At 62.3% G+C, this 24,225-nt stretch carries 30 protein-coding genes; 18 read left to right on the plus strand and 12 right to left on the minus strand.

Translation table 11 applies throughout. The annotated features are described in order from the left end of the window. The 5 genes from IYY11_RS08785 to IYY11_RS08805 form a co-directional block, all read left to right on the plus strand. A partial coding sequence (locus tag IYY11_RS08785; protein WP_246719805.1) for a methane monooxygenase/ammonia monooxygenase subunit B occupies window positions 1-386 on the plus strand: 386 nt, incomplete at its 5' end. Window positions 387-909: 523 nt separating this feature from the next. Beyond that, a complete protein-coding gene (locus IYY11_RS08790) occupies window positions 910-1,524 on the plus strand; it encodes a hypothetical protein (protein WP_196403519.1) in 615 nt (204 codons plus the stop codon). 61 nt (window positions 1,525-1,585) lie between these two features. After that, window positions 1,586-2,008 carry a copper resistance CopC family protein gene (locus IYY11_RS08795; protein ID WP_196403520.1) on the plus strand — a complete coding sequence of 141 codons (423 nt, stop codon included), beginning with the start codon at window positions 1,586-1,588 and terminating at the stop codon, window positions 2,006-2,008. A 113-nt stretch (window positions 2,009-2,121) separates the two neighbouring features. Continuing rightward, window positions 2,122-4,047, plus strand: coding sequence for a c-type cytochrome (locus IYY11_RS08800; protein WP_196403521.1), 1,926 nt, complete (start codon window positions 2,122-2,124; stop codon window positions 4,045-4,047). A gap of 115 nt (window positions 4,048-4,162) precedes the next feature. Continuing rightward, a complete protein-coding gene (locus IYY11_RS08805) occupies window positions 4,163-4,741 on the plus strand; it encodes a copper chaperone PCu(A)C (RefSeq protein ID WP_196403522.1) in 579 nt (192 codons plus the stop codon). 162 nt (window positions 4,742-4,903) lie between these two features. Here IYY11_RS08805 and IYY11_RS08810 read toward each other — a convergent pair whose 3' ends face one another. Both IYY11_RS08810 and IYY11_RS08815 read right to left on the minus strand, forming a co-directional pair. Beyond that, window positions 4,904-5,137: a hypothetical protein gene (locus IYY11_RS08810; RefSeq protein ID WP_014893014.1), complete on the minus strand. Its 234-nt coding sequence runs from the start codon at window positions 5,135-5,137 to the stop codon at window positions 4,904-4,906. 168 nt (window positions 5,138-5,305) lie between these two features. Next, window positions 5,306-5,497, minus strand: a complete 192-nt coding sequence (locus IYY11_RS08815) for a hypothetical protein (protein WP_196403523.1) — start codon at window positions 5,495-5,497, stop codon at window positions 5,306-5,308. 104 nt (window positions 5,498-5,601) lie between these two features. On the opposite strand from IYY11_RS08815, the gene IYY11_RS08820 reads away from it, so the two are divergent. The 3 genes from IYY11_RS08820 (at window position 5,602) to IYY11_RS08830 (ending at window position 8,042) form a co-directional block, all read left to right on the plus strand. Continuing rightward, entirely contained in the window at window positions 5,602-6,804 is a 1,203-nt protein-coding gene (locus IYY11_RS08820) for a pyridoxal phosphate-dependent aminotransferase (protein ID WP_196403524.1), read from the plus strand. A gap of 180 nt (window positions 6,805-6,984) precedes the next feature. After that, window positions 6,985-7,533 carry an SRPBCC family protein gene (locus IYY11_RS08825; protein ID WP_196403525.1) on the plus strand — a complete coding sequence of 183 codons (549 nt, stop codon included), beginning with the start codon at window positions 6,985-6,987 and terminating at the stop codon, window positions 7,531-7,533. Window positions 7,534-7,574: 41 nt separating this feature from the next. Further along, window positions 7,575-8,042 (plus strand): hypothetical protein, encoded by a 468-nt coding sequence (locus tag IYY11_RS08830; protein ID WP_196403526.1) that lies wholly within the window; start codon window positions 7,575-7,577, stop codon window positions 8,040-8,042. 25 nt (window positions 8,043-8,067) lie between these two features. Here IYY11_RS08830 and IYY11_RS08835 read toward each other — a convergent pair whose 3' ends face one another. Beyond that, a complete protein-coding gene (locus IYY11_RS08835) occupies window positions 8,068-8,661 on the minus strand; it encodes a superoxide dismutase (protein ID WP_029651728.1) in 594 nt (197 codons plus the stop codon). 187 nt (window positions 8,662-8,848) lie between these two features. Further along, on the minus strand, window positions 8,849-9,460 hold the full coding sequence (locus tag IYY11_RS08840; RefSeq protein ID WP_196403527.1) for a hypothetical protein: 612 nt from the start codon (window positions 9,458-9,460) through the stop codon (window positions 8,849-8,851). Window positions 9,461-9,822: 362 nt separating this feature from the next. On the opposite strand from IYY11_RS08840, the gene IYY11_RS08845 reads away from it, so the two are divergent. Next, window positions 9,823-10,275, plus strand: coding sequence for a hypothetical protein (locus tag IYY11_RS08845; RefSeq protein WP_246719806.1), 453 nt, complete (start codon window positions 9,823-9,825; stop codon window positions 10,273-10,275). Between the two features lie 7 nt (window positions 10,276-10,282). Here IYY11_RS08845 and IYY11_RS08850 read toward each other — a convergent pair whose 3' ends face one another. From IYY11_RS08850 to IYY11_RS08860, 3 genes are read right to left on the minus strand one after another with little or no spacing between them, the layout of a single operon-like run. After that, window positions 10,283-11,224, minus strand: a complete 942-nt coding sequence (locus tag IYY11_RS08850) for a CBS domain-containing protein (RefSeq protein ID WP_196403529.1) — start codon at window positions 11,222-11,224, stop codon at window positions 10,283-10,285. A 33-nt stretch (window positions 11,225-11,257) separates the two neighbouring features. Further along, a complete protein-coding gene (gene xth / locus IYY11_RS08855; protein WP_196403530.1) occupies window positions 11,258-12,073 on the minus strand; it encodes an exodeoxyribonuclease III in 816 nt (271 codons plus the stop codon). Between the two features lie 6 nt (window positions 12,074-12,079). Continuing rightward, the gene (locus tag IYY11_RS08860) at window positions 12,080-13,156 is read right to left on the minus strand and encodes a YcjF family protein (RefSeq protein WP_196403531.1); all 1,077 of its coding nucleotides are present in this window, start codon (window positions 13,154-13,156) and stop codon (window positions 12,080-12,082) included. A gap of 231 nt (window positions 13,157-13,387) precedes the next feature. Here IYY11_RS08860 and plsY point away from each other — a divergent pair, with 231 nt between their 5' ends. Together plsY and dprA are read left to right on the plus strand one after the other, a co-directional pair. Next, window positions 13,388-13,981, plus strand: a complete 594-nt coding sequence (gene plsY / locus IYY11_RS08865) for a glycerol-3-phosphate 1-O-acyltransferase PlsY (RefSeq protein WP_196403532.1) — start codon at window positions 13,388-13,390, stop codon at window positions 13,979-13,981. Then, window positions 13,978-15,258 carry a DNA-processing protein DprA gene (dprA, locus tag IYY11_RS08870; protein ID WP_196403533.1) on the plus strand — a complete coding sequence of 427 codons (1,281 nt, stop codon included), beginning with the start codon at window positions 13,978-13,980 and terminating at the stop codon, window positions 15,256-15,258. Before plsY ends, dprA begins: the two co-directional genes overlap by 4 nt. A gap of 1 nt (window position 15,259) precedes the next feature. Here dprA and IYY11_RS08875 read toward each other — a convergent pair whose 3' ends face one another. Both IYY11_RS08875 and ruvX read right to left on the minus strand, forming a co-directional pair. Then, entirely contained in the window at window positions 15,260-15,457 is a 198-nt protein-coding gene (locus IYY11_RS08875; protein WP_246716578.1) for a hypothetical protein, read from the minus strand. 186 nt (window positions 15,458-15,643) lie between these two features. Further along, window positions 15,644-16,051: a Holliday junction resolvase RuvX gene (gene ruvX, locus IYY11_RS08880; protein WP_409455241.1), complete on the minus strand. Its 408-nt coding sequence runs from the start codon at window positions 16,049-16,051 to the stop codon at window positions 15,644-15,646. A gap of 212 nt (window positions 16,052-16,263) precedes the next feature. Between ruvX and gatC the strand changes: the two genes are divergently transcribed. From gatC to IYY11_RS08895, 3 genes are read left to right on the plus strand one after another with little or no spacing between them, the layout of a single operon-like run. After that, window positions 16,264-16,551 carry an Asp-tRNA(Asn)/Glu-tRNA(Gln) amidotransferase subunit GatC gene (gatC, locus tag IYY11_RS08885; RefSeq protein WP_014893028.1) on the plus strand — a complete coding sequence of 96 codons (288 nt, stop codon included), beginning with the start codon at window positions 16,264-16,266 and terminating at the stop codon, window positions 16,549-16,551. 52 nt (window positions 16,552-16,603) lie between these two features. Then, window positions 16,604-18,094, plus strand: a complete 1,491-nt coding sequence (gatA, locus tag IYY11_RS08890; RefSeq protein WP_196403536.1) for an Asp-tRNA(Asn)/Glu-tRNA(Gln) amidotransferase subunit GatA — start codon at window positions 16,604-16,606, stop codon at window positions 18,092-18,094. Beyond that, a complete protein-coding gene (locus IYY11_RS08895; RefSeq protein ID WP_246719807.1) occupies window positions 18,094-18,477 on the plus strand; it encodes a chorismate mutase in 384 nt (127 codons plus the stop codon). Before gatA ends, IYY11_RS08895 begins: the two co-directional genes overlap by 1 nt. On the opposite strand, the gene IYY11_RS08900 is transcribed toward IYY11_RS08895, so the two are convergent. Then, window positions 18,444-18,776, minus strand: coding sequence for a hypothetical protein (locus tag IYY11_RS08900; protein ID WP_196403537.1), 333 nt, complete (start codon window positions 18,774-18,776; stop codon window positions 18,444-18,446). The two genes, IYY11_RS08895 and IYY11_RS08900, sit on opposite strands and share 34 nt — an antisense overlap. 87 nt (window positions 18,777-18,863) lie before the next feature. Here IYY11_RS08900 and gatB point away from each other — a divergent pair, with 87 nt between their 5' ends. Both gatB and IYY11_RS08910 read left to right on the plus strand, forming a co-directional pair. Further along, entirely contained in the window at window positions 18,864-20,333 is a 1,470-nt protein-coding gene (gene gatB / locus IYY11_RS08905; RefSeq protein WP_196403538.1) for an Asp-tRNA(Asn)/Glu-tRNA(Gln) amidotransferase subunit GatB, read from the plus strand. Window positions 20,334-21,009: 676 nt separating this feature from the next. Then, complete coding sequence (locus IYY11_RS08910) at window positions 21,010-21,297, plus strand: histone (protein WP_196403539.1); 288 nt, start codon at window positions 21,010-21,012, stop codon at window positions 21,295-21,297. Between the two features lie 173 nt (window positions 21,298-21,470). Here IYY11_RS08910 and IYY11_RS22410 read toward each other — a convergent pair whose 3' ends face one another. Further along, window positions 21,471-21,947, minus strand: coding sequence for a hypothetical protein (locus tag IYY11_RS22410; RefSeq protein WP_210331282.1), 477 nt, complete (start codon window positions 21,945-21,947; stop codon window positions 21,471-21,473). A gap of 128 nt (window positions 21,948-22,075) precedes the next feature. Between IYY11_RS22410 and hemB the strand changes: the two genes are divergently transcribed. Continuing rightward, the gene (gene hemB, locus IYY11_RS08915; protein WP_196403540.1) at window positions 22,076-23,101 is read left to right on the plus strand and encodes a porphobilinogen synthase; all 1,026 of its coding nucleotides are present in this window, start codon (window positions 22,076-22,078) and stop codon (window positions 23,099-23,101) included. A 33-nt stretch (window positions 23,102-23,134) separates the two neighbouring features. Here hemB and IYY11_RS08920 read toward each other — a convergent pair whose 3' ends face one another. Next, the gene (locus tag IYY11_RS08920; RefSeq protein WP_196392393.1) at window positions 23,135-23,575 is read right to left on the minus strand and encodes a PA2169 family four-helix-bundle protein; all 441 of its coding nucleotides are present in this window, start codon (window positions 23,573-23,575) and stop codon (window positions 23,135-23,137) included. Between the two features lie 229 nt (window positions 23,576-23,804). Here IYY11_RS08920 and IYY11_RS08925 point away from each other — a divergent pair, with 229 nt between their 5' ends. Next, window positions 23,805-24,224 (plus strand): DUF1036 domain-containing protein, encoded by a 420-nt coding sequence (locus tag IYY11_RS08925; RefSeq protein WP_196403541.1) that lies wholly within the window; start codon window positions 23,805-23,807, stop codon window positions 24,222-24,224. Window position 24,225 lies beyond the last annotated feature (1 nt).

Below are 24,225 nucleotides of genomic sequence, written 5' to 3' on the forward strand. Positions count from 1 at the left end.
ACAAGGTTCCTGGCCGTGAGCTGACGATCAACGTCAAGGTCACGAACACGACCTCCGAGCCGCTTCGCCTTGGCGAATATACGGCGGCCGGCCTGCGCTTCCTGAACCCTGACGTGTTCACGACGAAGCCCGACTTCCCGGACTATCTGTTGGCCGACCGCGGTCTGTCGACGGACCCGACGCCGATCGCGCCGGGCGAGACCAAGGAAATCGCCGTGAAGGTGCAGGACGCGCGTTGGGACATCGAGCGTCTGTCTGACCTGGCTTACGACACCGACAGCCAGATCGGCGGCCTCTTGATGTTCTTCTCGCCGACGGGTCGCCGCTTCGCGGCCGAAATCGGCGGTCCGGTCATTCCGAAGTTCGTCGCGGGCGATATGCCCTGATCGATACTGACGAATTGAACTAAAAAGCCCCCGGCCCATAAAGCCGGGGGTTTTCTTTTGGGGACTGCGCCGCGAAGCCTTGCGGTCCGCCAGGGATGCGCGGGCGGGCGTGGCGCAAAGCGCCGCTGCGTTCGAAAAGGCTGCCCGCGGAGTTGGCGCCGTCGCGGCCAAATGAATTGAAACGACCGCCTTCGCCCTTGGCGCCGCGCTGATCTTCGTGAGTTGTTCGGTCGCCGCCTGGCGAGAGCCGGCGCAAGGCGATCGCTAGAGCCGAGGTGTCATCCGGTTCGATTGCCTCCAGAAGGCGGTGCGTCCTTTGGACGCAAATCGTTCCGCTGTTTTTGCTCGCGTCAATTTCTGGCTTTTGTCAAAAGTAGGAGGAGCATCCAGCCGCGCGGCGATGTGCTGGCAAGGGACAATAATCGAGCCGCGAACCAAAAATCCGCTATAGAAGATGCAGGGCTCAGCAACGTTCGCCAACAAGAGCGACAGCCCGGGAATCAATATGGATCGAGGGATGGAAATGAAGAATAGGCGTAGCGTTGCAGCCGCAGTTCTCGGCGCGCTTTTCTCGCTGGCTTTGCTGGCTCCCCTGCGCGCATCAGAGGGCGGCGCGGGCCCCGAAGCCATGTCGATGGGCAATATGTGCATGGTCATGTTCGGCTACGACATGATTCACATCACAGCCTATCAGCCCGGCAAATCGCGCAGCGAATATTGCGCCGAGATCCCGACATCCGGACCGACCATTCTGGTGTTCGACATCGAAAATCCGTCGTTTCGCGACATGCCGCTGGAACTGCGAATCATTCGCGATCCGCTGACGCCGATCACCAAGGGCACCGATCTTGAGGCGCTGACCGAAGTTCATCGTCCCGCGACCAAATACGTCAAGGGCACCTTCAATCTGGAGCACGATTTCAAGGAAAACGGCCATTATATCGGGCTCGTCACTCTGACCCGCCCCGACGGCACGCAGGAGACGTCCGAATTCAAATTCACGGTCGGCGAAACCCTGTGGGCCTGGGTGCCGCAGATCGCTGGGACCGTGCTCATCGCCGGCATCGTTTTCGTGTATTGGAAGCACACGCATCCCGCCGGCAAGAAGAAGGACGCCGCCGACGCCACTGCGTCTTGATTGCGGCGACATGCGTAAACATCTCAAAACAAAGAGAGGCTCAGGCCTCTGGGAGGACGCTATGACTTACGCTGACAGAACTTCGCCGGCGCGCGTGCGCCGTCAGGGCGGGTTCGGCTTCTCCGGCGCCGCCGCGGCTTTCGCCATCGTCATAGTCGCCGCCTTTGGGACGAGCTCGGCGCTCGCGCATTCTTTCCTTGTCGACGCTGCTCCTTCTTCAAAGGAGCATGTCGCGGCGCCGCCAAAGACCATCAAGTTGCGGTTCGGCGGCGGAGTCGAACCGCCTTACTCGAAGATCACCATCGAAACGCCCGACGGTAAGGTGCTGGCCCAAGGCAATAGCGCTGTTCCCGACAAGCCGCGCGAATTGTCGGCCAATGCGCCGGAACTCGCGCCCGGCAAATATATCGTGCGTTACCGCGTGCTCTCCACCGACGGTCACATCGTCGAGGGAAATTACGAATTCACCGTGGACGCGAAGTAAACGCCATGGGCGAGTGACAGGCTCGCGGCTACGCTTGCGCGACGCGCGGCTCGTTTCTCGCTTCTCGTGCGAGCTGAAGAGATGAGCGCCAGAGAACATCGGGCGAAACAAAAATGTATCTCTCTCTTGCGGCGATCCGCTTCCTTCTGAGTTTGCCTTCGGCCCTCGCGGTCGGGCTCCTGCTCCTGCCGCGTCTCATCGGCGAGGACGGGAAGCGCTTCAAACCCGCCGTCGCGGCGCTGGCGCTGGTGCGCGCCGTTTTCGGCTTCGCGCTGCTGTATGTCACCGCGCGTGCGATCTTTCCCGCCGATCGTCCGATTGAATTCGACACGCTCTGGGAGTTTACCGTCAACACGAGCGTCGGAAACGCCTGGATCTGGACGCAGCTGATCGCTTTCCTCTTCGCGGCTCTCGCGGCGGCGCGCCTTTTCATCGCTTCCGATTTGCTCGATCAGGTGACGCTGTGGGTCGGCGTGGTTCTTATCGCCGTTGTTTCAGTGACCGGCCACGCCATCGACGACGGTCTGCCGCGGTGGACCCAGGTGAGTTTCCTTCTCCACACGGCCGCCGGCCTCACTTGGCTTGGCGGCTTGCTCGGTCTCGTCTGGTGGATGTTCACGGCGCGCGGCAAACCGCCGGAACTGGCGGCGCAGCTCGCCGAACGCTGGTCATTCATCGCAAAGGTCGCCATGGCGATCGTCGCCGTCTCGGGATTTGCGATCGCCTGGGAGAACGTCGGAAGCATCCCGAATATGCTGGCGACGCCCTATGGTCGGATGCTGACGTTGAAGCTGGTTTTTCTATGCGCCGTCTTGCTCGCGGCGTTGGCGCTGGCGCGCTACATCACCCGCAGACCCGAAGGCGAATTCAATTTTGCCTGGTACAGCAAGGTCGGCGCGGGCGAGTCGGTCTTTGCGCTCGCGCTGCTGTCGATCGCCGGCTACATCGCGGTCATCACGCCAGCCGCGCATGAAACCAGTCTCTATTGGCCGTTGCCATTTCGCCTGTCCTACATCGCGACGTGGGGACAGAACCCAGCGATGTTCAGCGCGATCTGGTGGTGGGGCATCGCCGCCGTCGTTCTTGCGGTCGTCGCCGCGCTGATCTGGTGGACGCCAAGGACGCGCCAATATCGTCTCTATGCAACGCCAGCCATTTCCGCCGCAGCGTTGATCTCGCTTTCCGTGTCCTTTGCGACAGAGGCCTATACCGACACGTATGACGATCCGACGCAGGACTACACAGCGGAATCGGTTTCGCGCGGGCTCGCGCATTTTCAGGAGAACTGCATCGGCTGCCACGGCGCGCAGGGCGAGGGAAATGGACCGCTCGCCAAAGACCTCAAGAACCAGCAAGGACTCCTCGTGCAGCCCGCCGATCTGACGGCCCCGCATGTCGGCACCCATACGATCGGCGACATCTTCCACTGGCTGACTCACGGCGGACAAAGCGGCGTTATGCCGGCCTTCGGCGAGCAGCTCGATGTCGACGACCGCTGGGACGTGATCAACTTCCTGCTGATGATGTCCTATTCAAACCGCGCGCGCTTCATGAGCGCTCAGCCGATGATTCAATGGCTGATCGCGCCGGATTTCGCGCTGATCGATCCAGAGGAGAATGCAACGTCTCTCTTCAAGTTGCGCGGCGTTCCAACGCTGGTCTCCTTTGCGCGCTGCGGGTCGTCCAACGGCGATCCCACGGCGCGCGCGGCAAGCGTCAAGATCGCGCATGCCGCCGCCAAGGCCGCCGGCGTAAACCAGGTGACGATCTATGACGCGGCCTGCCCGCAGGAGGCGAAAGGTCGAGAAGTCGTTCATCCAAAGGCGGTTGAGACCGCTTATTCGGTGATCAATCGCTACCCCAATGAAACGCCGTCCGAGGAGATTGAAGAGGCGCATTTCCTGGTGGATCGTTCCGGCTACATTCGGGCGCGTTTCCGCACATTCGCGCCCGACGAGGGGAATACTCAGAAACTGTCCGGTCTCGCCGCCGAACTCGCCCGGGAGCCCTTGATCGAGATCAGCCTGCACTCGCATTAGCGCGCCATATTGTCGCAAGCGCGAACGGAGCGCGAGGCTATCGGAGCGGCGCGTCCTTGGTCATGATGCCAAGCAGTCCGGCGAGAGAAAAGTCCGGGCAAAAGGGAGAAGCGAGATGCTAAAGCGGCGTGATTTTTTGCTGACCGGCGGAACTCTGCTCACTGGGACGGCGCTCGGGCTCTTCGCCGGGCGCGGTTCCGCGGCTGCGCATGAATACGACGTCGGCAGTCTGAAAGTGGAGCATCCTTGGCTTCGCGCCCCCGTCGACGGCGACAACAAGGCGCAGTTCTATGCAATGCTGCACAATAGCGGCGCGACGCCGGACAAGTTGATCGCCGTCAAGTCAGAAAAATTCGGGAAGGCCGAGATCCACGGCGACCCCAAGAAGCTCGACCTCATCACGCCTATCGTCCTGCCGCCCAAGTCGAAAGTCACGCTCGCGCCTGGCGGCGTTTACGTGACGCTTTTGGACATCAAGAAGCATCTTGAGGTGGGCTGGGGCCTGGAGATGACGCTCGTCTTCGAAAAGGCCGGCGAAGTGGTTGTTGACGCGGCGATCGATGCGCCGGACGCGGCCCATGCGCATGACGCCGAAGCGATGGAGCGCTGGCAAAAGTCGCATGGCCAGGACTCCGCCGGGCCTAAGGAAGGCGGCGACTCGCATCACGAGCACCATCACATGGATAAGAAGTGATCGCGGATTGAAGCGGCTCGTTTGACTCGTCGACGTAGCGCAAACAGAAACCGGCCGCTTGAAAGGCAGCCGGTTTGTTCAGCGCGTTGTACTCGCCAAAAAGATTGCGCGCGTCGAGAGACGCGCGCCGTGTTACCCGCGATTGAAATTCGCAGAAGAGATTTAGCGGTCGATCGTCACCAATCGCCCGGCGAAAACGCCGCCGTCGGTCGCAACAGGGGTGGCCTTCTGGGCGGGCGAACCGATCGGCAGGGCGAAGCCGAGCACGAAGGCGGCCATCGCCATGGCGGCGACCAGCAGAAGCGAAACGCGAAACTGGCGACGCGCCGAATCCCTATCGAAGCTGCGCGTGAAGGCGGGCTCCATCTGATCTTCAAATTTGTCAACGAGCGACATTTTCCCTAATCCTCTCGCATTCGCCCTTGTAACGCTTGACCTCTCCCCAAGGCCCGCGCGCGATTGACTCGCGTCGCCGCGTTCTCAAGACAGAAACGAGGATGGGCTGAAAAAGTTGCATCATTCTTCGGAAATTTTATAAATTTTTAAGAAGTGCGTGAAACGGAGTTAACACTTGGCAATATTGATTTGATCAAGTTGAACCAAAGCTGAGTCGCCGATTCGGGCTATTTGATAAAAGACGATTGTTTTTCCTAAGAAAACACCGATACGCAGGATGGCGAGCATCGCGCCGGCGCGTGGCGCGGCAGCGCGGCGATCGCGCTTCCCCCCCGCGAGGCGATTGAAAGTCTTCATCAACAATAGACCCATGTGGCCCTGCGAGCCTCGTGAATCTCATTGCGACGCTACGCCGCCCAAATTATGGTGCGGCGCACTATCCCCTCCGCAGGAACTCGACTCCAATGACCTTCCTCGCCAACGCCCTGTCGCGCGTGAAGCCCTCGGCAACGATCGCGGTCACGCAGAAAGCCCGGGACTTACGGGCGCAGGGCCGGGAGGTGATCGGGCTCTCCGTCGGCGAACCCGATTTCGACACGCCCGAGCACATCTGCGCCGCCGCGAAAGCGGCGATCGATCGCGGCGAAACGCGTTATCCGCCGGTGCTCGGAATTCCGCCGCTGCGCGAGGCTGTCGCAAAAAAATTCAAGCGCGAAAACGGTTTGGACTACAAGGCGTCGGACACGATCGTCGCCACCGGCGGCAAGCACATCCTGTTCAACGCTTTTCTTGCGACGCTCAACCCCGGCGACGAAGTGATCGTTCCGGCGCCTTACTGGGTGAGCTACCCCGAAATGGTGGCGATCTGTGGCGGAACGACCGTCTTCGTCGATACGCGGATGGAGGACGGCTTCAAGCTCCAGCCGGAGGCGCTCGAGCGCGCCATCACGCCCAAGACCAAATGGCTCGTGCTCAACTCTCCGTCGAACCCTTCGGGCGCGGCGTACTCATTCGATGAAATGAAGAAGGTGACGGACGTTCTGCTGCGCCATCCGCAGGTGCATGTCCTCACTGACGACATCTACGAGCACCTCGTCTACGGCGACTTCAAATTCGTCACGCCGGCCCAGGTCGAGCCGGCGCTGATGGAGCGCACGCTCACCATGAACGGCGTCTCCAAGGCCTACGCCATGACTGGCTGGCGCATCGGCTACGCGGCAGGGCCCAGCGCCCTGATCAAGGCCATGGACCTGCTCCAGGGCCAGCAGACGTCGGGCGCCTGTTCGATCGCGCAATGGGCGGCGGTCGAAGCCCTCGAAGGGCCGCAGGACCATCTCGCGGTCTTCCGCAAGGCCTTTGAGGAGCGGCGCGACCTCGTGGTCTCCATGCTCAACCAGGCCAAATATTTGAAGTGCCCGACGCCGGAAGGCGCTTTCTACGTGTTTCCCTCCTGCGCCGACGCCATCGGTCGTAAGACCCCCGACGGTAAGGTCATCGAAACTGACGAGGACTTCGTGACGGAACTCCTGGGAACGCAGGGCGTCGCCGTGGTGCAAGGCTCGGCGTTCGGCGTCGGTCCCAATTTCCGGGTGTCCTACGCCGCGTCGAACGCGTTGCTCGAAGACGCCTGCCGTAAGATCCAGGCGTTCTGCGGAAGCCTCATCTAACCCACAATGCGTTGCGCATTGCGCCCGCCGCTCTAAACTGACGCCCAGCGCGTCAGGCGGCGGGCGTGAGCGAGCGCTTCGCGAGAGCGGAGTCTCTCTCGGTCCGGAGAGCGCGGAACGAAATTGCGAGCCCGTGGGCCGTTCGGTCGACGGACTCACGCTCTTGCGGAGACCTGCACCATGACGCTTTTCGCTCTCCTATTCCTGGCTCTCGTCAGCGCGCTGATCGCCTACATCTCCTTCTTGCCCGATAAGTTCCGCATCGCCCGCTCGATCGTGATCGACGCGCCGCCGGAAGTGGTCTTTCGCCACATCAACGATTTTCACAATTGGGCCGACTGGTCGCCCTGGGCCAAGCTCGACCCGAATATGAAGGATGAGTATGGAGGGACGCCGCAGGGCTATGGCGCGACCTATTCATGGTCCGGCGACAAGCAGGTCGGCGTCGGTCAGATGGAGATCGTCGAGAGCCGCCAAGGCGAGCGCGTCGGCATCAAGCTCGAATTCAAAAAGCCGTTCAAGGCCAAGCACGACGTGCAATTCAATCTCAAGCCTTTGGGCGAGGACAGCACCGAAGTCACCTGGGCGATGTCCGGCCACCACGAATTTATAAGCAAGGCGATGTATAAGTTTTTGAACATCGACAAGACGCTGGGGGCGCAATTTGATCGAGGCCTCGCGGACCTAAAGCACGTCGTCGAGTCGCAGCCGAAAATCGCCGCTGATTGACCGCGCCGGGCGGACGATCGGCGCAGCGAAGGAAGCCCCTGATGCTTTTTGGCTTGCAGATCGCCGCGATCACGAGCGTCGTGCTCTGCGTCATTCCGGCGGGCGCGCATTTTTTCGAACGCGCCAACAAGATGGCGCTTTCGCCGGCCGACTACATGACTGTCCAGCAGATCTACGCCGGCTGGGCCTATTTCGGAATCGCCGTCGTCCTCGCACTACTGACGACGCTGGCGCATACGATCGCCGTTCGCCGCAACCGGATTGCCGCGGTCCTCTCGTTCGCGTCCTTCGTGACGCTCACCGGAACGCAGGCGATCTTCTGGACGTGGACCTATCCCATGAATGTCGCGACGCGGAATTGGACCAAGATGCCGGCGGCGTTCGAGGCGGCGCGACGTCAATGGGAAGATTCGCATGCCGTGGCGGCCGTGCTCGCCTTTGCGGCGCTGCTTCTGCTTGTCGTCTCCGCGCTTCTTCACAATTCGCAAAATGCGCGGCGCACGAATTAGGCGCGCCGCGCAGAATGAAGTGGCGCTACGCCGCGTCGAACATTTCCTCGACATGTTCCCAATTGACGAGATGGTCGAGAAACGCCTTCAAGTAGTCGGCGCGGCGATTGCGATAGTCGATGTAATAGGAATGCTCCCAGACGTCGGCGACGAGGATCGGCGCCGCGCCATGAATGAGCGGATTTTCCGCGTTCGGCGTCTTGCGAATGGCGAGCTTTCCATCCTTCGCTTCGAGCCACACCCAGCCGGAGCCGAATTGGCCGAGGCCTTCCTTCTGGAATTCTTCGCGGAATTTGTCGACCGAGCCGAAGGACTCGATGATCGCCTTCTCGACCTTGCCGGGAATGGCGCCGCCGCCGTTCGGCTTCATCCACTTCCAATAGTGGTGATGGTTGAAATGCTGGGCGACGTTATTGAAGATCGGCGTGTTGCGATTGTAGGCGGTGACGATCACTTCCTCGATCGGCTTGCCTTCGTATTCGGTGCCTTTCACCAGATTATTTGCATTGGCGACATAGGTCGCGTGATGCTTGTCGTGGTGATATTCGAAGGACTCGCGGGAAAGATAAGGCTGCAGAGCGTCGTAGGGATAAGGCAAATCTTCCAGGGTGAAGGACATAATTCTCTCCTGAATACGTTAGACGAGCGTAGCCTGTCAGCCTCAGCTGCACGCGCTTAACTAAACCCGCGCGCCTCGTGCGGCAATATCGCGAGATCCCGAACGGCGCAGCTATGTTCGCTTTGTAGCGACAAAAAAGCATGGCTCGTCGGCGACCGAGCCATGCTGCAATCTTCGGGCCGCTTGCTTAGGCGATCGCGTCGCCCGCTTGCGTCTTCTTTTTTGCGCCTGCGCGCAGCATCCACCACATCAGGCCGAGAAGGGAAAAGAAGCCGACGGCGTAGAGGATATATTCGATCAGTCCCCAGAAGGTGTAGAGCCCAACCGAGAAGGGAAAGCGCGAGACCCATTCATTGCCAAGATCATCGCGCACCGTGACGATTCCGACATAACGACCAGCATCCTTGAAGTCATGTTCGAAGGTCATGATGCCGTTGCGATAGACCTTCGGCTCGAGAAAGGCGACGGTGACCGCATTGAGGTTGGCCTTTTCCTTCTCTTCGCCGACATCCTTAACAATGCGGATGCCGATCGCCATGTCGCGCAGATCAGGCGAAACCGCGGTCAGCGCAATGACGGTCGGCCCGGTTTTAGCGATGTCCTCGCAAAACTCCGCTTCTTCTCCCGAGCGCTGATAGCCGATGAAGTGCATGGTGTTCGGACCGATCCGCAGCACGCACTCGTCTTGCTCGAGCATCACGCCGCCATGCGCGAAAGCGGCTGATGGCGCGATGAAAAAGGCCGCGGCCGCAATCATTGCGCCAGCCAGCCGCCCGCGCACGCCAGTTAAACTTGTCATCTCCGGTTCTCCCCACGATTGCCGACGGCGGCGCTCTTCCACCGCACGCGACGCTGTGACGATGACGTTTGTATTGAGCAATCGAATTACGATGCGGCGCCATGACGCATCTTGTAAATACTGTTAGATCGTTGAAAATAAATGAAAATGTATACACCAGCGCCAGCATGGCGGATAAATTCAATCACTACATATTGATGTTATATACAGTAACATACGTATATATAGTTTTAAATTTTTCAGGCGGCGGGCGCTGCGCGCGCGTGCAAGTATTCGCGCGTCTTCCCCGGGGGCTTGCGTTCCTATGGCGGTCGGCGCGCCTTGTGATAGGTTCCCGCCCAGACAATCACTGAAGGATGACGATGAGACGATACGGCCTGGGCGTCATTTTTCTCGGGCTCGCGCTCGCGCTTTCCGGCGCCTACGGCATGTGGTCCGGGTGGGATTACATTCAGCTCGAGCGCGGTTGGAGCCTGTTCATCGGCGGCGCCACGGCGGTCTCTGGCGGCGTGGTGACGATCGCGATCGGACGCGCAATCGGCGTTTTGAGCCGCATCGCCGACAAGGTTCCGGCGACGCAGGCGCACGCGGCGGCGGATCGGGTGGAAGACGCGCCGGCGCGGCAACATCAGCAGCAGCCTGTCGCCGCCACACTGCCGCAAAAGCCGCCGGTTGAAGTCGACCGTTATATCGCCAGCGGATCCGTCTATGTGATGTTTTCCGACGGATCGGTCGAAGTGCAGACCGATGGCGCCGCGCGGCGCTATCCTTCGCTTGCGGCTTTGCGCGCCGACACTGGCGTCGGCGGCGGGTGACGCGCACTCAATTGCGCGCGGCGCTCCACATCAGGAAGAGCGCGGCGTCGCCGGGAAGACCTTCGGGGAAATCGACGATTTGCGCGGCGATACGAAAGCCGCGAGGGTGCAGTTCATTACGCCACCGCTGAAAGACGTCGGCTGGCTCGCCGCGCAGAGTCGCTGGCCAATCGGGGTCCGGCGCATTGATCGCGCGGCCGCCGTCGACGCAAAGCTGCGACGGAAACCGGATGAGCACATGTTCGGTGAGCCCGGCCGCCGCACTGCGTCGCGCCTGCTCCAGCATCTCGCGCCATTGCGGGTCTGTCAGCCGCTGGCTCGCGAGATCGCGAATGCGTTGTTCGCGCAGTTCGATCGCCGTCTGTCGACGTTCGACGCGCTCGAGGTCGAGCTGACGCTCATGCGCTGCGACGAGCTCGCGAAATTCCAGCGCCGTCGCGACGGCGCAGCGATCGCCGGTTTGCTGCGGAAGGGCGATCAACGGACGACGCCGATGCGCCTCCAGCGCCATCGCCGTAAAGCCTCCCGCCATCGCCTCCATGACTTCTTTGCGCAGCACGAGGCCAATGATCTTGTGCCCTTCAACGACGGGGATGCGTTTGAGGCTATGGCTCTCCATAATTCGCGCGATGTCGGGAACTTTGGCGAAGTCGGAAATCGATATCGCCGGCGACGTCATCACTTCGCGCAACACGCGACCATTCGAGTGAAATACCGGCTTGGGCCTGTTGCGCAGCAGAAATCCCGGAATGGCGCCAAGGTCGGGCAGGGGTTGCGGGCGCATTTGTTCGAGATTGCTGCGCGTCACGATTCCGATGGGCGCCAGCTCGTCGTCGACGACCGGCACGGCGCCCAGCCCGCATTCAGCGAGAAGTTTCGCGACGTAATCGAGATCCGCGTCCGCCGTCACATAAGGAAAGTCGCTGTTCATCAGATCGCGCGCGATCATGCCGCCGTCTCGCCTCCCGATCCCCGTTTTCGCTCAGTCCGATAGTTCGATCGTCACCGGCACGTGGTCGGACGGGCGGGTCCAGCTGCGCGCGTCGCGCAGCACGTCTAGACGTTCCAGCCCGCCGCCAAGCGCCTCGCTCACCAGAATATGGTCAAGCCGGCGCCCCCGGTTCGACGCCTCCCAATCGGCGGCGCGGTAGCTCCACCATGTATAAAGCTTTTCGTCCGCCGGCACGAAATGCCGCATGGCGTCGACCCAAGCGCCAGCCCGAAGCACGCCGGCAAGCTTCTCGACCTCGACCGGGGTGTGGCTCACGACTTTCAATAGCGCCTTATGGCTCCAGACGTCATGTTCGAGCGGCGCGACATTTAGGTCTCCGACCAGCACCACGCGGCCGCGCGAGACGCCTTCAGTGACGATCCAGTCGCGCATCTCATCGAGAAAATCGAGCTTGTGCTGAAACTTCGGATTGATGTCGACGTTTGGCTCGTCGCCGCCGGCCGGCACATAGAAATTATGCAGCGATATCGGGCCGCTCCGGGCGTCGATTTCCACGCAGATATGACGCGCGTCGCCCTTTTCGCAGAAATCGCGCTTCTCGACGAAACGTAAAGGCCGCTTCGAAACGACGGCCACGCCGTGGTAGCCCTTCTGGCCATTGATCGCGATATGCTCATAGCCGAGCGCATGGAGATCCTTCATCGGGAATTCGGCGTCCCGACATTTCGTCTCCTGCAGGCAGAGCACGTCCGGCGCCCGGCTCTTGAGAAATTCGGCGACGAGCGGCATGCGCAGCCGCACGGAATTGATGTTCCAGGTGGTGATCTTCAGGCTTGCTGCTTTCAATGCGGATCAGCTCTTGGTCTTGTCGCCGAAGAGGAAAGGCGCGACGTCCCTGACGCCCGGCTGCTTCTCGGCGATGAAGGGCGTCGGTCGGCAGACGGCCATGGCGGAAAGGCCGACTCGCGCGGTGAGAAGCCCATTCAATACGCCCTCGCCGAGCTTTGCGGAAATGCGTGCGGCGATGCCGTGGCCGAGCGCCTGCTGAAGGATAGAGTCCCCGACCGCCACGCCGCCGGTGATGGCGAGATGCGCGCCGACCGAGCGGGCCAGCTTGAAGAAACCTAGCAGCCCCGGCTTGCCGCCGTAAATCTCGGCGATTTTTCGCATCAGCACGATCGCCTGGCCGACGACAAAAAGCACGTCGAGGAGCGCGCGCGGGCTGATCGCCGTGACGACAGAGACGCGTTTGGCGGCGCCGGCGATTTCGCGCCGCGCTTCTTCATCCAGAGGCGCGACGAGATTACGCTCGGCGAGGGTGATGAGATCGCGTCCGTCGATAATCCGCTTTAAATAGTCGTTGAGCAGCGCGCGGGCCCGACCTGTGTCCGGACGATCTTCATAGAGCTTGCAAAGTTCGCCGACGCGCTCGCGTGCGGCTTTGCCGTCATCGCTTGCGTGCGCCTCGGCCAGCGCAACGTGCAGCTTGGCGATGCGATTCTGCCGGCCGATGGCGCGAAACTCGCGCGTCAGGGAGATGATGGCCGCGACCGTGGCGAGGCCGGCAAGGACCAGGCCCAGCGTCCCGAGAATGGCGGAGTGGCGGAAGGAGTCTTCTACAACCCCCCATATCCACATCGTCAGCGCCAGCGATAGAAGCCCGCTGACCGCCGATAAAAAGACGCCGCCCCATGAGAAAACGTAGCGGCGCAGCATGCCATCGGCCTGCGCCGCTTCAACGGCCGCTTCATCCCCGGTCATGCCGTCCGCGAGCTGCGCGGCTTCAAGCGCGAAAGCGTCAACTTCCGCTTCGACGACCTCGATAGACGGCGTCCCGGCATCGTCTGTCGACGGCGTCGCCTTGGCGGTGACCGTCTGGTCGCCTTCGAGGCGAAAAGCCCGTGGGCGCGGCCTGCGTTGCTCAGTCATTCGATTCCTGATTTTGGCCTTCTTACCGCCTCGAGTTCAGAAATGCGACGCGCGCATGTGTCGCCGGAGCTTCGAGGGAGCGATTTCAATTAAAAAAGGCCCCCACAAGGCATCGACCGCCGCCCTGAAATATAGGCGTTCACCGCGACTGAAAACGCTTATTGCGGCGCGATAGCGCCTCCTTTAGCATCCTCAGGCCCTTCGCTGTCGAGAAGTATCGCGTTTTCACGGATGAACTCCATCATTTACGACATCGTCGCCCTTGCGATCGGCTATTTGCTGGGCTCCATCCCCTTCGGTCTACTGCTCACGCGCGTCGCGGGCACGACGGACCTGCGCGCGATCGGCTCCGGCAATATCGGCGCAACCAATGTGTTGCGCACCGGTCGGAAGGATCTGGCGGCCGCGACGCTGCTGCTGGACGGCCTGAAAGGCACGGCGGCGGTGCTCATCGGCGCCTCGCTTTCGCCCGAAGGGGGCATGATCGCCGGCCTGGCCGCGTTCATCGGCCATATTGCGCCAGTCTGGCTGCAGTTTAGGGGCGGGAAAGGGGTCGCGACCTTTCTTGGCGTGCTCTTCGGGCTCAGCTGGCCGGCGGCGCTGATTTTCTGCGCCGTCTGGCTCTCGGCGGCGGCGCTGTGGCGTTATTCGTCTCTGGGCGCGCTGACCGCGAGCGCGACGGCGCCATTGGTCCTCTTCACGCTCGGCCATCGAGCCGAAGCCTTTGTCGTGGCGGCGATGGCCGCCATCGTCTTCTATAGACATCGCGAGAACATCGCCCGTCTGCGCGCCGGCACCGAAGCGCGCATCGGACAGAAGGCGTGACCGAGGCGTCGCCAGGTCGGCTGAGCGAAGAGCAGCTCGTCGACTGGCTGAGGCTCATCCGCAGCGAAAATGTCGGGCCGCGCACGTTCAGACAGCTCATCAATCGTTTCGGCGGCGCCGGCGCGGCGTTGGACGCGCTGCCGTCCCTCGCGGCGCGGTCCCTGCGCGGGCGGATCATCCGCATCGCCACGCGTGAGGAAGCGCTGCGCGAGATCGAGGCGGCGCGCGCGCTGGGCGTTCGCTTCGCCACCACGGGCGATCCGGACTATCCGCCGCTGCTGCGGGAAATCGCCGATGCGCCGCCGCTCATCGCAATGCGCGGCGTTTTTTGGACCGCGCAGCGCGACGGCGTGGCGATTGTCGGCTCGCGCAACGCTTCAGCCGCAGGTCTCGCCTTCGCCGAACGGCTCGCGCGCAGCCTCGCGCTCGAGAATTACGTCATTGTCTCTGGCCTCGCGCGCGGCATCGACGCCGTCGCGCATCGCGCCACGCTCGAAACAGGCACGGTCGCCGTGCTCGCCGGCGGCCATGCGCGACCCTATCCGGCCGAACATGCGCGGCTTGTCGAAGAGATCGCCGAGAGGGGACTGATCGTCTCTGAAATGCCCATCGAATGGGAGCCGCGCGGCCGCGATTTTCCGCGCCGAAATCGCATCATCTCCGGGCTCAGCCGCGCGACCATCGTCGTCGAGGCGGCGCGGCGTTCCGGCTCGCTGATCACGGCGCGTTTCGCCAATGAGCAGGGGCGAGAGGTCTTTGCCGTTCCGGGTTCGCCGCTGGATCCGCGCGCTGAAGGCGTCAACGATCTCATTCGCCAAGGCGCGACGTTGTGTGCGCGTCCCGAGGACGTCACTTCGGTGCTTGCCGAGAACGCGGGAACCCCGCCGCGCAAGAATCTTTTTGACGACGACTCTCTCGAAGGACAGGATACGCTGATCGACGAACTGGATCTTTTCGCCAGCCTCGACGGTTCGGCGTTTGAAGAAAGAGCCGCTCCCAAACGATTCTCGTCGCCACGCTTGCCGCCAAGCCCGCCAGCAGATTGCGTCGCCGATCTTGACGCGCGCACGCGAGTCGACGAGACGCCGCAGCGGGACGCGCATGAGGTCATCCTGTCCCTGCTCGGGCCTGCGCCTATCGCGATCGACGATCTCATCCGCGTCGCTGGATTGACCGCCCGCGAAGTGCAGGGAGTCCTCGTCGAACTCGACATCGAGGGGCGCTTGCAACGTCACGGCGCCAGCAGCGTTTCCCTCGTAATCAACTATAAGTTGTAAATTATGCCGAGCGGTCGATTGGATAGCCGCCAAGCTCACGCGCCCGCATGTCCGCCTCGGCGCGGGCGAGGTTCAAAAAATAGCAGAGCATGGGCATGTCGCAGCGACTGGCGAGTTTCGCCATTTCGTCTGACATATCAGCAATATATGACGCTATTGACGCCGCTTCCTGATTGGCTTTGGCGCTGTCTGCAGTCATTCCGGAGGTCTTGCTGCAATCTTTTTGAGAAGCATCTGGCCGGGGCATCGCTGTCAGTCTCCGCGGACCACGAGGCAGGTTATGAATAAGGTAAGCATCGGACTTTCTTGTATTTTTCTTCCATTACGCCTATCCCGAGTCAAGAACAAAATTCTATCAAAAGTTGTAATGCTGCGATGGAGGCGGCTACAGACGTTTCAAACGGTCGAGCGCGCCCTGCAGGATATAGGCGGCCGCCATTCGGTCGACGACTTCGGCGCGTTTGGCGCGCGAGGCGTTCTGCGCGATCAATTCGCGCGTTACCGCCGCAGTCGACAGGCGCTCGTCCCAGAAGGCGAAGGGCAGGGATGCGAGCTTAGAAAGATTCCGCATGAAGGCGCGCGTCGCCTGCGCGCGGGGCCCTTCCGTGCCGTCCATGTTGAGCGGCAGCCCGACCACCAGCGCGCAAATATCGAAATCGGCCGCGCGTTTGAGCAAGGCGGCGGCGTCCTGAGAAAACTTCGCTCGCGCGATCGTATCAAGTGGCGACGCGAGCCGCCGCTCAACGTCCGAAAGCGCCAATCCGATGGTTTTGGTCCCGAGATCCAATCCCATCAGCCGGCCCTTAGGCGGCAGAAGCGCCACCAGTTCTTCAAGGGTCGTCGCGCGCTTGTTCACCGCGATTTCGCTAACACGCCGCCGCATTTCCGCAAACTCAGCGGGCTCCACGCTTCGGCTTTTTGCCTCTACGATCCGCTTCGCAACATTGCGCCGCGAAAGGCCAAGCGCTATAGCGCCCCTTCGAGACCTTTCTTGCGGAGCCCTAGATGTCCGTTGATTCCGCGACCGTCCGCCGGATCGCCCATCTCTCGCGTATCGCCATCGAAGACAGCGAGGTCGAGCGCCTGCGCGGCGAACTCAACGCCATCCTGGCATTCGTGGAGACGCTGAGCGAAGTCGATGTCGATGGCGTCGAGCCGTTGACCTCCGCTTTGCCGATGCAAATGAAGAAGCGCGCCGACGTCGTGACCGACGGCGGCATCGCCGATGAGATTCTCGCCAACGCGCCTTTGCGGGAGGATCATTATTTCGTCGTGCCCAAGGTGATCGAATAGCGCTTGTCGCGCCGGCGCCGCGCATGCGGCGGCCTCAGATATAAAGGGACAAATGTCCGACCCCACGCATCTTTCATTGGCCGAGGCGCGCGACGCGCTCAAATCCAAACAGCTTTCCGCCGTTGAACTGGCGCAGGCGCATATCGACGCTATCAGCAAATCGCGCGCGCTCAATTGCTTCATCACGGAGACGCCGGAGTTCGCGCTGGCGCAGGCGCAAGAGAGCGACGCGCGCATTGCGCGCGGCGATGCGCGACCGCTTGAAGGTCTGCCGCTCGGCATAAAGGATCTCTATTGCTCCAAAGGCGTGCGCACGACGGCGGGGAGTCGAATTCTCGATGACTTCACGCCGACATATGAATCGACAGTCTCGGCGAATTTGCTGCGTGACGGCGCGGCCACGCTCGGCAAGCTCAATCTCGACGAATTCGCGATGGGATCGTCGAATGAAACGAGCGCCTTTGGCCCCGTTGTTTCGCCGTGGCGCCGCGCCGCGGATCCCGACGCCAAGATCGTGCCGGGCGGTTCTTCGGGGGGCTCGTCGTCGGCGGTGGCCGCACGTCTTTGCCTTGGCGCCACGGCGACAGATACAGGCGGCTCAATCCGTCAGCCCGCCGCCTTCACTGGCACTGTCGGCATCAAGCCGACTTACGGCCGCTGCTCGCGCTGGGGCATCGTCGCCTTCGCCTCGTCGCTGGATCAGGCGGGTCCGATCACGCGCACCGTGCGCGACGCAGCGATCATGCTCAGGTCGATGGCCGGCCACGATCCGAAAGACACGACCAGCGTCGACGCGCCTGTGCCGGACTACGAAGCCGCCGTCGGCGCCTCCGTGAAGGGACGCCGTATCGGCGTGCCGAAGGAATATCGCATCGACGGAATGTCGGCGGAGATCGCCGCTTTATGGGATAGAGGCGCCGCTTGGCTGAAGGACGCGGGCGCGGAGATCGTCGAAATCTCCCTGCCGCATACGCGCTACGCCTTGCCGACATATTACATTATCGCGCCGGCTGAAGCCTCGTCCAATCTCGCGCGCTACGACGGCGTGCGGTACGGGTGTCGTGAGCAGGGCCGCGACGTCAGCGAAATGTATGAGAAGACGCGCGCAGCGGGCTTTGGTCCGGAGGTGCGGCGGCGCATCATGATCGGCACTTATGTGCTCTCCGCCGGCTATTACGACGCTTATTATGTCCGTGCGCAGAAAGTCCGCAGCCTGATCAAGCGCGACTTTGACGAAGCCTTCGCGTCCGGCGTCGACGCCGTCCTGACGCCGGCGACGCCTTCGACCGCCTTCGCGCAAGGAGAGAAGGGCTCGGCCGATCCCGTAGAAATGTATCTCAACGACGTGTTCACCGTTACAGTGAACATGGCCGGTCTTCCCGGCGTCGCCGTTCCGGGCGGTCTCGCGGCGAACGGCTTGCCGCTGGGGTTGCAGCTCATCGGCAAAGCATTCGACGAAGAGACGCTGTTCTCTCTCGCCGCGGCGATCGAACGGGCGGCGCCGAAGATCGAACTTCCGCAGCCATGGTGGCGCGAGGGCTGATGATGACGACGCCGAGCGCTGAAAAGGACATTGCTGAACGCCCGCAGCAAGCGCTGCAGGACGAAATGTCCGACGTGCGTCGTTTGATCGACGAGCTGGACGAAGAGCTTGTGGCGCTGCTCGCAAAGCGCCAGCAACAGATCGAGCGGGCCGCAAGGATCAAACCCGCGCTGGGAATTCCGGCCAATGTCCCCGAGCGCGTCGACGAAGTATTGGCGCATGTGCTTGGCGCCGCGCGTCGCGAGGGACTGTCGGTCGAGGTCGCGATGACCCTGTGGCGCGCGCTGATCGACTGGTCGATCCAGCACGAAGAGCGGCTGATGGGCGCTCGCGCGCTAAAGGGCGTCTCTCAAGAATCGGCGGAGCGCGATGGGTCTTTATGATCGCCACTGGGCGTCTTGATCTTGACGCGGACGAAACCGTTGCGGATCGACCAGCGCAGGACCCTTAACGACCACCGATGAAAACGCCGCGACAGCCTGTGCGCGTGGGGCGAGTGCGGGGCGAGGATCGCAAGGCCCAAAGGAAACATCCACACCCCGAAGACGGGAAGCGGCGCGAGAATGGTTCCGCCGAGGATCAGGCCGACGCCTAACGGAACGCCCACATAGCGGGGTGCGCCGCGCATGCGGGCGATGAGGCCTTTTCGGCGGCTGTCCTCAGAATTCCGTTCCGGGGCCATCTCGCCGCTTCCCTCTGCTTCGCGCCGGCCGTTCCGCTCTTGCGAAGCGTGGTTTATATGTAAGGCGCAAGTTTAGCGAGGCGGATAATGACGACACAGGCGGCCCCCAACAAGCTCATCAGCGGCGCAACCGGCGACTGGGAAGTCGTGATCGGCATGGAGATACATGCGCAAGTGACGAGCAACGCCAAGCTCTTCTCCGGCGCTTCCGCGGAGTATGGCGGCGCGCCGAACGATCACGTCTCCCTGGTCGATGCGGCCATGCCGGGCATGCTGCCGGTCATCAACGAGGAATGCGTCAAACAGGCGATCCGCACAGGTCTCGGCTTAGAGGCCAAGATCAACCTGCGTTCGGTTTTCGACCGCAAGAACTATTTCTATCCCGACCTGCCGCAGGGCTACCAGATCTCTCAGTACAAGCATCCGATCGTCGGCGAAGGCGCCGTGATCGTCGACGTGTCGCCGAGCGAGCGCATCACCGTGGGCATCGAGCGTCTGCATCTCGAGCAGGACGCCGGCAAGTCGCTGCATGATCTTTCGGCGACCGAAAGCCACGTCGATCTCAATCGCAGCGGCGTCGCGCTCATGGAGATCGTCTCCAAGCCCGACCTGCGCTCGGCTGAGGAGGCGCGCGCTTATGTTTCGAAGTTGCGGACGATCTTGCGCTACATCGGCTCCTGCGACGGCAACATGGAAGAGGGTTCGCTGCGCGCCGACGTCAATGTCTCCGTGCGCCGCCCCGGCGCGCCGCTCGGCACGCGCTGCGAAATCAAGAACGTCAACTCCATTCGCTTCATTGGCCAGGCGGTCGACGTCGAGGCGCGTCGACAGATCGGCATTCTCGAAGATGGCGGCGCGATCGCCCAGGAGACGCGGCTCTTCGATCCAGGGAGGGGAGAGACGCGCGCGATGCGCTCCAAGGAGGAAGCGCATGATTATCGGTACTTTCCCGATCCGGATCTGCTGCCGCTCGAGTTCGACCAGCCATATGTCGACGCGCTAAGGGCGCAGTTGCCGGAGCTGCCCGACGCGAAGCGCGCGCGCTTTATCCAGCAATACGGCCTGCCGCCGTACGACGCCGGCGTGCTTGTGATGGAGCGGGCGGCCGCCGACTATTTCGAGGAGACGGCGAAGGGACGCGACGCCAAGCTTGCGGCCAACTGGGTGATCAACGAGTTGTTCGGCCGTCTGAACAAGGAGGGGCTCGACGTCGCGCGCTCGCCAGTGTCGTCGCAGGCTTTGGGCGCGATCATCGACCTCATCTCGCAGAATGTTATTTCGGGCAAGATCGCCAAGGATCTTTTCGAGATCGTCTGGACGGAAGGCGGCGACCCCAAAGCGATCGTCGAAGCGCGCGGCATGAAGCAGGTGACCGACACAGGCGCCATTGAAGCCGCCGTCGACGCCGTCATCGCCGCCAATCCCGACAAGGTAGAGCAGGCGAAGGCGAAGCCGACGATGCTCGGCTGGTTCGTCGGACAGGTGATGAAGCAGACGGGCGGCAAGGCGAATCCGCAGTCGGTGAACGAGCTGCTCAAGCGCAAGTTGGGCGTCTGACGCACGCCCGTTCGTCGAAAAAACGAATCAGTTCACGACACGCGCTGCGCGATTCTTCTCCCGGCGGAGCTGTCGCGCGCCATTTTTTTTTGATCCGACCGCGCTGACCACAATTTTTTTTTCTCTCCGAATGCGCGGCCTCGCGCGCGCCTTCGAGGCGCGCGAGGTCGGCGCCGCTCCGCATCCTCCGTCTCTCCGCCGGCGTCGAGTCGCGCGACCGGCACAGGCGCGTTCCGCAGATTTTCATCGTGTTCCGATAGATCGCGCCACGGACGATCTCGGGCAGAGTGCGCGCGTCGCAACTGTTCGCGGATACGAAAGCAAATCAAGTAATTGAACAGCAGGCGCGACTTGCGCCAAAGCGTGCGTCCGCACGTCTGGAGGCCTTCTCGGAGCGGATGTCGCGAACCGAATCCGCGCGCGGATCGTCGTTAATAAAACGCGTGGCGCAAACCTGTCGCGATAGTCTCGCCGAAGCGTTTGCAAAGCAGCGTCGCGATCATTTTGCTTGTCTCGCGACAGCGCTCAACATGCCTCGTCATGCGTTGCGTTGATCACTTCTGCCCGCGCAGCACTTGAACGACTGCTTAACCGCGTTACGCTATTTGCGCGTATTGTCGGTGGACCATAGTTCCGGCAATTCGGATCAAGGGGACTTATTATGGCGAGAGCTACAATGAAGCGTAAGCCGGCCAAGAAGGCTGCGGCGAAGAAAGGTGCGCGTAAAACCGCAAGGAAGGCTGCGACGAAGAAGTCGACGGCCAAGAAGGGCGCCCGCAAGGCTACGCGAAAAACCGCTGCGAAAAAGACGGCCCGCAAGGGCGTCCGCAAGGTGGCGACGAAAAAGCGCGGCGCTGTGAAGAAGGCCAGCGCCAAGAAGAGCACGCGCAAGGCTACCGCGAAGAAGCGCACGCCGCGCAAGGCGAAAACGCCAACCCCGCCAGCTGCGCCAGTGACCGCGTAAGCCGAAGCGCCTCGCATGCGCGATCGTTCTTTCGCGTCACTGCGGCAGCGCTTCACGCACTCATCGCCCGGGGGCGCGCGTCCAGTGAGACGCATCCCGGGCGATAGCATTCAAAGCTCACTGCATTTTCGGCGCGCGCGACGCGTCCGGCGCGTGTCAGCCGTTAGAGGCGCCTAGCGCGTCAGGCATTGCGTCGCGAAATCACGCCACATCGGCAAACCGTCTTTCGACTCGCGCTTCATCTTGTCCCATTCCTCGGCGCAGGCCCGCATCTTCTCGCGCGGCGCGCGGGGAAGAGTCGGCGGGGGCTGGCTTGTATCGACCGCAGGCGGCGCTTGCGGCGGCGAAAGCGCATCGACGCCCGGCGGCCGCGGAGTTTGCGGAGCGGGCTTCGCGCTCGGCGTTAGCGGTACAACACTCTGAGGTCGCGTTGCGCGGGGCTGGCCCGCCGCCGGTCGCCCCACGTCCTGTTGAGGCGCGGGAGGTCTTTGCTTTTGCTGCGCCGGGCCGGAGCGCGCTCGAGTCGGCGGCGTTGGCGTCGCCGGCTTGATCTGTGCAAGTGATGCGCTCGCAGCGAGAAGCGCGCCGGCGGCGATCGCCAAAGCGCGCGCCAAGCGGCTCAGAGAAGAGTTGCGCGAGCCGATTTTCAATGTTTTTTCCTCGCGCAAGCACAATGGCCGTCCATCCTCTATAGCCTGAAGTCCGTTCCCCTCGAAAGCGGATGACAGCGATGACCGGGGAAGGGCGTATGTCAGCGAGCCCAGAGAGCGGAGGCGCCATGAACGATGCACGAAAGCCCGTCGAAGCAGCAGCGCGGCTGAGCCTGCTACAGCGCCCTCGTCGGAATCGGAAGAGCGAATGGGCGCGTCGTCTCGTCAGGGAAAACGCGCTTGAGGTCTCGGACCTCATCTGGCCCCTCTTCTTGATCGACGGTTCGGATCGACGCGAGCCCGTATCCTCGATGCCGGGCGTGTTCCGGTATTCGGTCGACGCGGCGGTTGAAGCCGTCGCACAGGCGGCTGCGCTCGGCGTGCCCGCTGTTGCGCTCTTCCCCTATACAGATCCGGACTTGCGCGACGAGATCGCGAGCGCGGCGCTCGATCCCGAGAATCTCGTCTGCCGCGCCTGCCAAGCGATCAAGGCCGCCGTACCCGGCATCGGCATCATTACCGACGTCGCTCTCGATCCTTACACGAGCCACGGGCATGACGGCCTTCTCGTCGGCGACGAGATTGTCAACGACGCGACCGTCGCCGTGCTGGCGCGGCAGGCGGTCACCCAGGCGCGCGCAGGCGCGGACATCATCGCGCCCTCGGACATGATGGACGGACGCGTGGAAGCGATCCGCAACGCGCTCGACGCCGAGGGTTTCGAGAATGTTCAGATCATGAGCTACGCCGCGAAATATGCGTCGGCGTTTTACGGGCCGTTCCGCGACGCGATCGGCACGAGCAAGACGCTGCGAGGGGACAAGCGGACCTATCAGATGGACCCCGCCAATTCGGACGAAGCGCTGCGCGAAGTGGGTCTCGACCTTGAGCAGGGCGCCGATATGGTGATGGTGAAGCCTGGAATGCCGTATCTCGACATCGTGCGACGCGTCGTCGACGTCTACCGCGCGCCTACATTCGCCTATCAGGTGTCGGGCGAATACGCGATGATTACCGCGGCAGCGCAAAACGGCTGGATCGATGGCGAACGCGCCATGCTCGAAAGTCTGCTCGCCTTTAAGCGGGCCGGCGCCTCAGGCGTTCTGACCTATTTCGCGCTCCGCGCCGCGCGGGCGCTACAAGAAAGTAAGTGACGCGCCCGCGTCACTTACTTCCAAGAACGATCGTTACGCGGCGTCGCGCAGGCTGCGTACGCGGTCGTGGTTTTCCTTCACGCCCTGATACTGGCGCTGGACCATCGACCTGATCTCCGGAGGCAGAGGCTGCGCGATGGCCTGCTGATAGGCGTCCTTGGCGGCGTCTTCGCCGCGCTCGACCTCCTCCAGCACCGCCTGTTCCGAGCGGCTTGTCAGGGCGGCCTTCAGATTTGTCCAAGCCCGGTGCATCGCGCCGGTCATGGAGCCGCTTTTCGAGGGCTCGCCGCCCAAGCTGACGATCTTCGATTCGAGCTCCTTGGCGCCTTCAGCGCAGCGCGCGGCCGCCGTTCGAAACACAGTCTTTAGAGTGGGATTTTCGACGTCTTCAGCCGCGGCCAAAAACCCTTGCTCGCCGTCGCGACTGATTTCGGCAAGCTCATTCAACGTGGTGATGACTTCAGACTTTTCCATTTTCCTGCCTCCCGACGACGCAAGCGCGTACGGGTCCTAAACAATAGCCCGATTGCTTTGTTCCGGCGGACTGCAGGGCAGGGAGCGTCGTAGGACAGGCGGCGCGGCGAGACTCCGAGCTCGCGGGGTGGACAAAGACTCGCAAGCATGGTTTGCAGGACCGCCCGCTGCGCCGCTTTCGCGCGCGTCAGCGAGTTATCTTCAGCCCCCTTCAGGCATCGCTAAAGATATGATTCGACGCGCCGTTCTTGTTGCCGCTCTAACGTTTTGCGCCGCCGGGCCGGCCCGAGCGGATTTTCGTCTGTGCAACAACACGAGCGCGCGCATCAGCGTCGCCATCGCTTATACCGACGGGCGCAACTGGTTGTCGGAGGGTTGGTGGAACCTTCGGCCGAGCGTTTGCGAGACGCTTCTGCGCGGTCCGCTCGCCGCCCAATATTACTATGTCTACGCAATGGACGAGCGCGGCGGCGAATGGAAGGGCAAAGCGTTCATGTGCACGCGTGATCGGGAATTCCGCATCGACGGCCGAGAGGACTGTTTCGCGCGCGGTTTTGATCGAACCGGATTCTTCGAAATCGACACGGGACGGGACGCGAAGAGCTGGACGGTTCAGCTCACGGACCCCAACGCCGCGCCCGCGCAATAAT

It is taken from the genome of Methylocystis sp. H62 (assembly GCF_015709515.1).
In the GTDB taxonomy this organism is placed as follows: Bacteria; Pseudomonadota; Alphaproteobacteria; order Rhizobiales; family Beijerinckiaceae; genus Methylocystis.

What these genes read in the sequence shown, in the direction of transcription:
- IYY11_RS08820 (WP_196403524.1), top strand. Translation starts at nt 5,602, where the DNA reads ATGACCTTCCTCGCCAACGCCCTGTCGCGCGTGAAGCCCTCGGCAACG.
- IYY11_RS08845 (WP_246719806.1), top strand. Translation starts at nt 9,823, where the DNA reads ATGAGACGATACGGCCTGGGCGTCATTTTTCTCGGGCTCGCGCTCGCG.
- ruvX (WP_409455241.1), bottom strand. Translation starts at nt 16,051, where the DNA reads ATGGGATTGGATCTCGGGACCAAAACCATCGGATTGGCGCTTTCGGAC.
- plsY (WP_196403532.1), top strand. Translation starts at nt 13,388, where the DNA reads ATGAACTCCATCATTTACGACATCGTCGCCCTTGCGATCGGCTATTTG.
- IYY11_RS08825 (WP_196403525.1), top strand. Translation starts at nt 6,985, where the DNA reads ATGACGCTTTTCGCTCTCCTATTCCTGGCTCTCGTCAGCGCGCTGATC.
- gatA (WP_196403536.1), top strand. Translation starts at nt 16,604, where the DNA reads ATGTCCGACCCCACGCATCTTTCATTGGCCGAGGCGCGCGACGCGCTC.
- IYY11_RS08805 (WP_196403522.1), top strand. Translation starts at nt 4,163, where the DNA reads ATGCTAAAGCGGCGTGATTTTTTGCTGACCGGCGGAACTCTGCTCACT.
- IYY11_RS08795 (WP_196403520.1), top strand. Translation starts at nt 1,586, where the DNA reads ATGACTTACGCTGACAGAACTTCGCCGGCGCGCGTGCGCCGTCAGGGC.
- IYY11_RS08875 (WP_246716578.1), bottom strand. Translation starts at nt 15,457, where the DNA reads ATGACTGCAGACAGCGCCAAAGCCAATCAGGAAGCGGCGTCAATAGCG.
- IYY11_RS08925 (WP_196403541.1), top strand. Translation starts at nt 23,805, where the DNA reads ATGATTCGACGCGCCGTTCTTGTTGCCGCTCTAACGTTTTGCGCCGCC.
- IYY11_RS08800 (WP_196403521.1), top strand. Translation starts at nt 2,122, where the DNA reads ATGTATCTCTCTCTTGCGGCGATCCGCTTCCTTCTGAGTTTGCCTTCG.
- IYY11_RS08810 (WP_014893014.1), bottom strand. Translation starts at nt 5,137, where the DNA reads ATGTCGCTCGTTGACAAATTTGAAGATCAGATGGAGCCCGCCTTCACG.
- gatC (WP_014893028.1), top strand. Translation starts at nt 16,264, where the DNA reads ATGTCCGTTGATTCCGCGACCGTCCGCCGGATCGCCCATCTCTCGCGT.
- IYY11_RS08835 (WP_029651728.1), bottom strand. Translation starts at nt 8,661, where the DNA reads ATGTCCTTCACCCTGGAAGATTTGCCTTATCCCTACGACGCTCTGCAG.
- IYY11_RS08830 (WP_196403526.1), top strand. Translation starts at nt 7,575, where the DNA reads ATGCTTTTTGGCTTGCAGATCGCCGCGATCACGAGCGTCGTGCTCTGC.
- IYY11_RS08840 (WP_196403527.1), bottom strand. Translation starts at nt 9,460, where the DNA reads ATGACAAGTTTAACTGGCGTGCGCGGGCGGCTGGCTGGCGCAATGATT.
- IYY11_RS08900 (WP_196403537.1), bottom strand. Translation starts at nt 18,776, where the DNA reads ATGGCCCCGGAACGGAATTCTGAGGACAGCCGCCGAAAAGGCCTCATC.
- IYY11_RS08910 (WP_196403539.1), top strand. Translation starts at nt 21,010, where the DNA reads ATGAAGCGTAAGCCGGCCAAGAAGGCTGCGGCGAAGAAAGGTGCGCGT.
- IYY11_RS08790 (WP_196403519.1), top strand. Translation starts at nt 910, where the DNA reads ATGAAGAATAGGCGTAGCGTTGCAGCCGCAGTTCTCGGCGCGCTTTTC.
- IYY11_RS08850 (WP_196403529.1), bottom strand. Translation starts at nt 11,224, where the DNA reads ATGATCGCGCGCGATCTGATGAACAGCGACTTTCCTTATGTGACGGCG.
- gatB (WP_196403538.1), top strand. Translation starts at nt 18,864, where the DNA reads ATGACGACACAGGCGGCCCCCAACAAGCTCATCAGCGGCGCAACCGGC.
- hemB (WP_196403540.1), top strand. Translation starts at nt 22,076, where the DNA reads ATGAACGATGCACGAAAGCCCGTCGAAGCAGCAGCGCGGCTGAGCCTG.
- IYY11_RS08920 (WP_196392393.1), bottom strand. Translation starts at nt 23,575, where the DNA reads ATGGAAAAGTCTGAAGTCATCACCACGTTGAATGAGCTTGCCGAAATC.
- IYY11_RS08895 (WP_246719807.1), top strand. Translation starts at nt 18,094, where the DNA reads ATGATGACGACGCCGAGCGCTGAAAAGGACATTGCTGAACGCCCGCAG.
- IYY11_RS08860 (WP_196403531.1), bottom strand. Translation starts at nt 13,156, where the DNA reads ATGACTGAGCAACGCAGGCCGCGCCCACGGGCTTTTCGCCTCGAAGGC.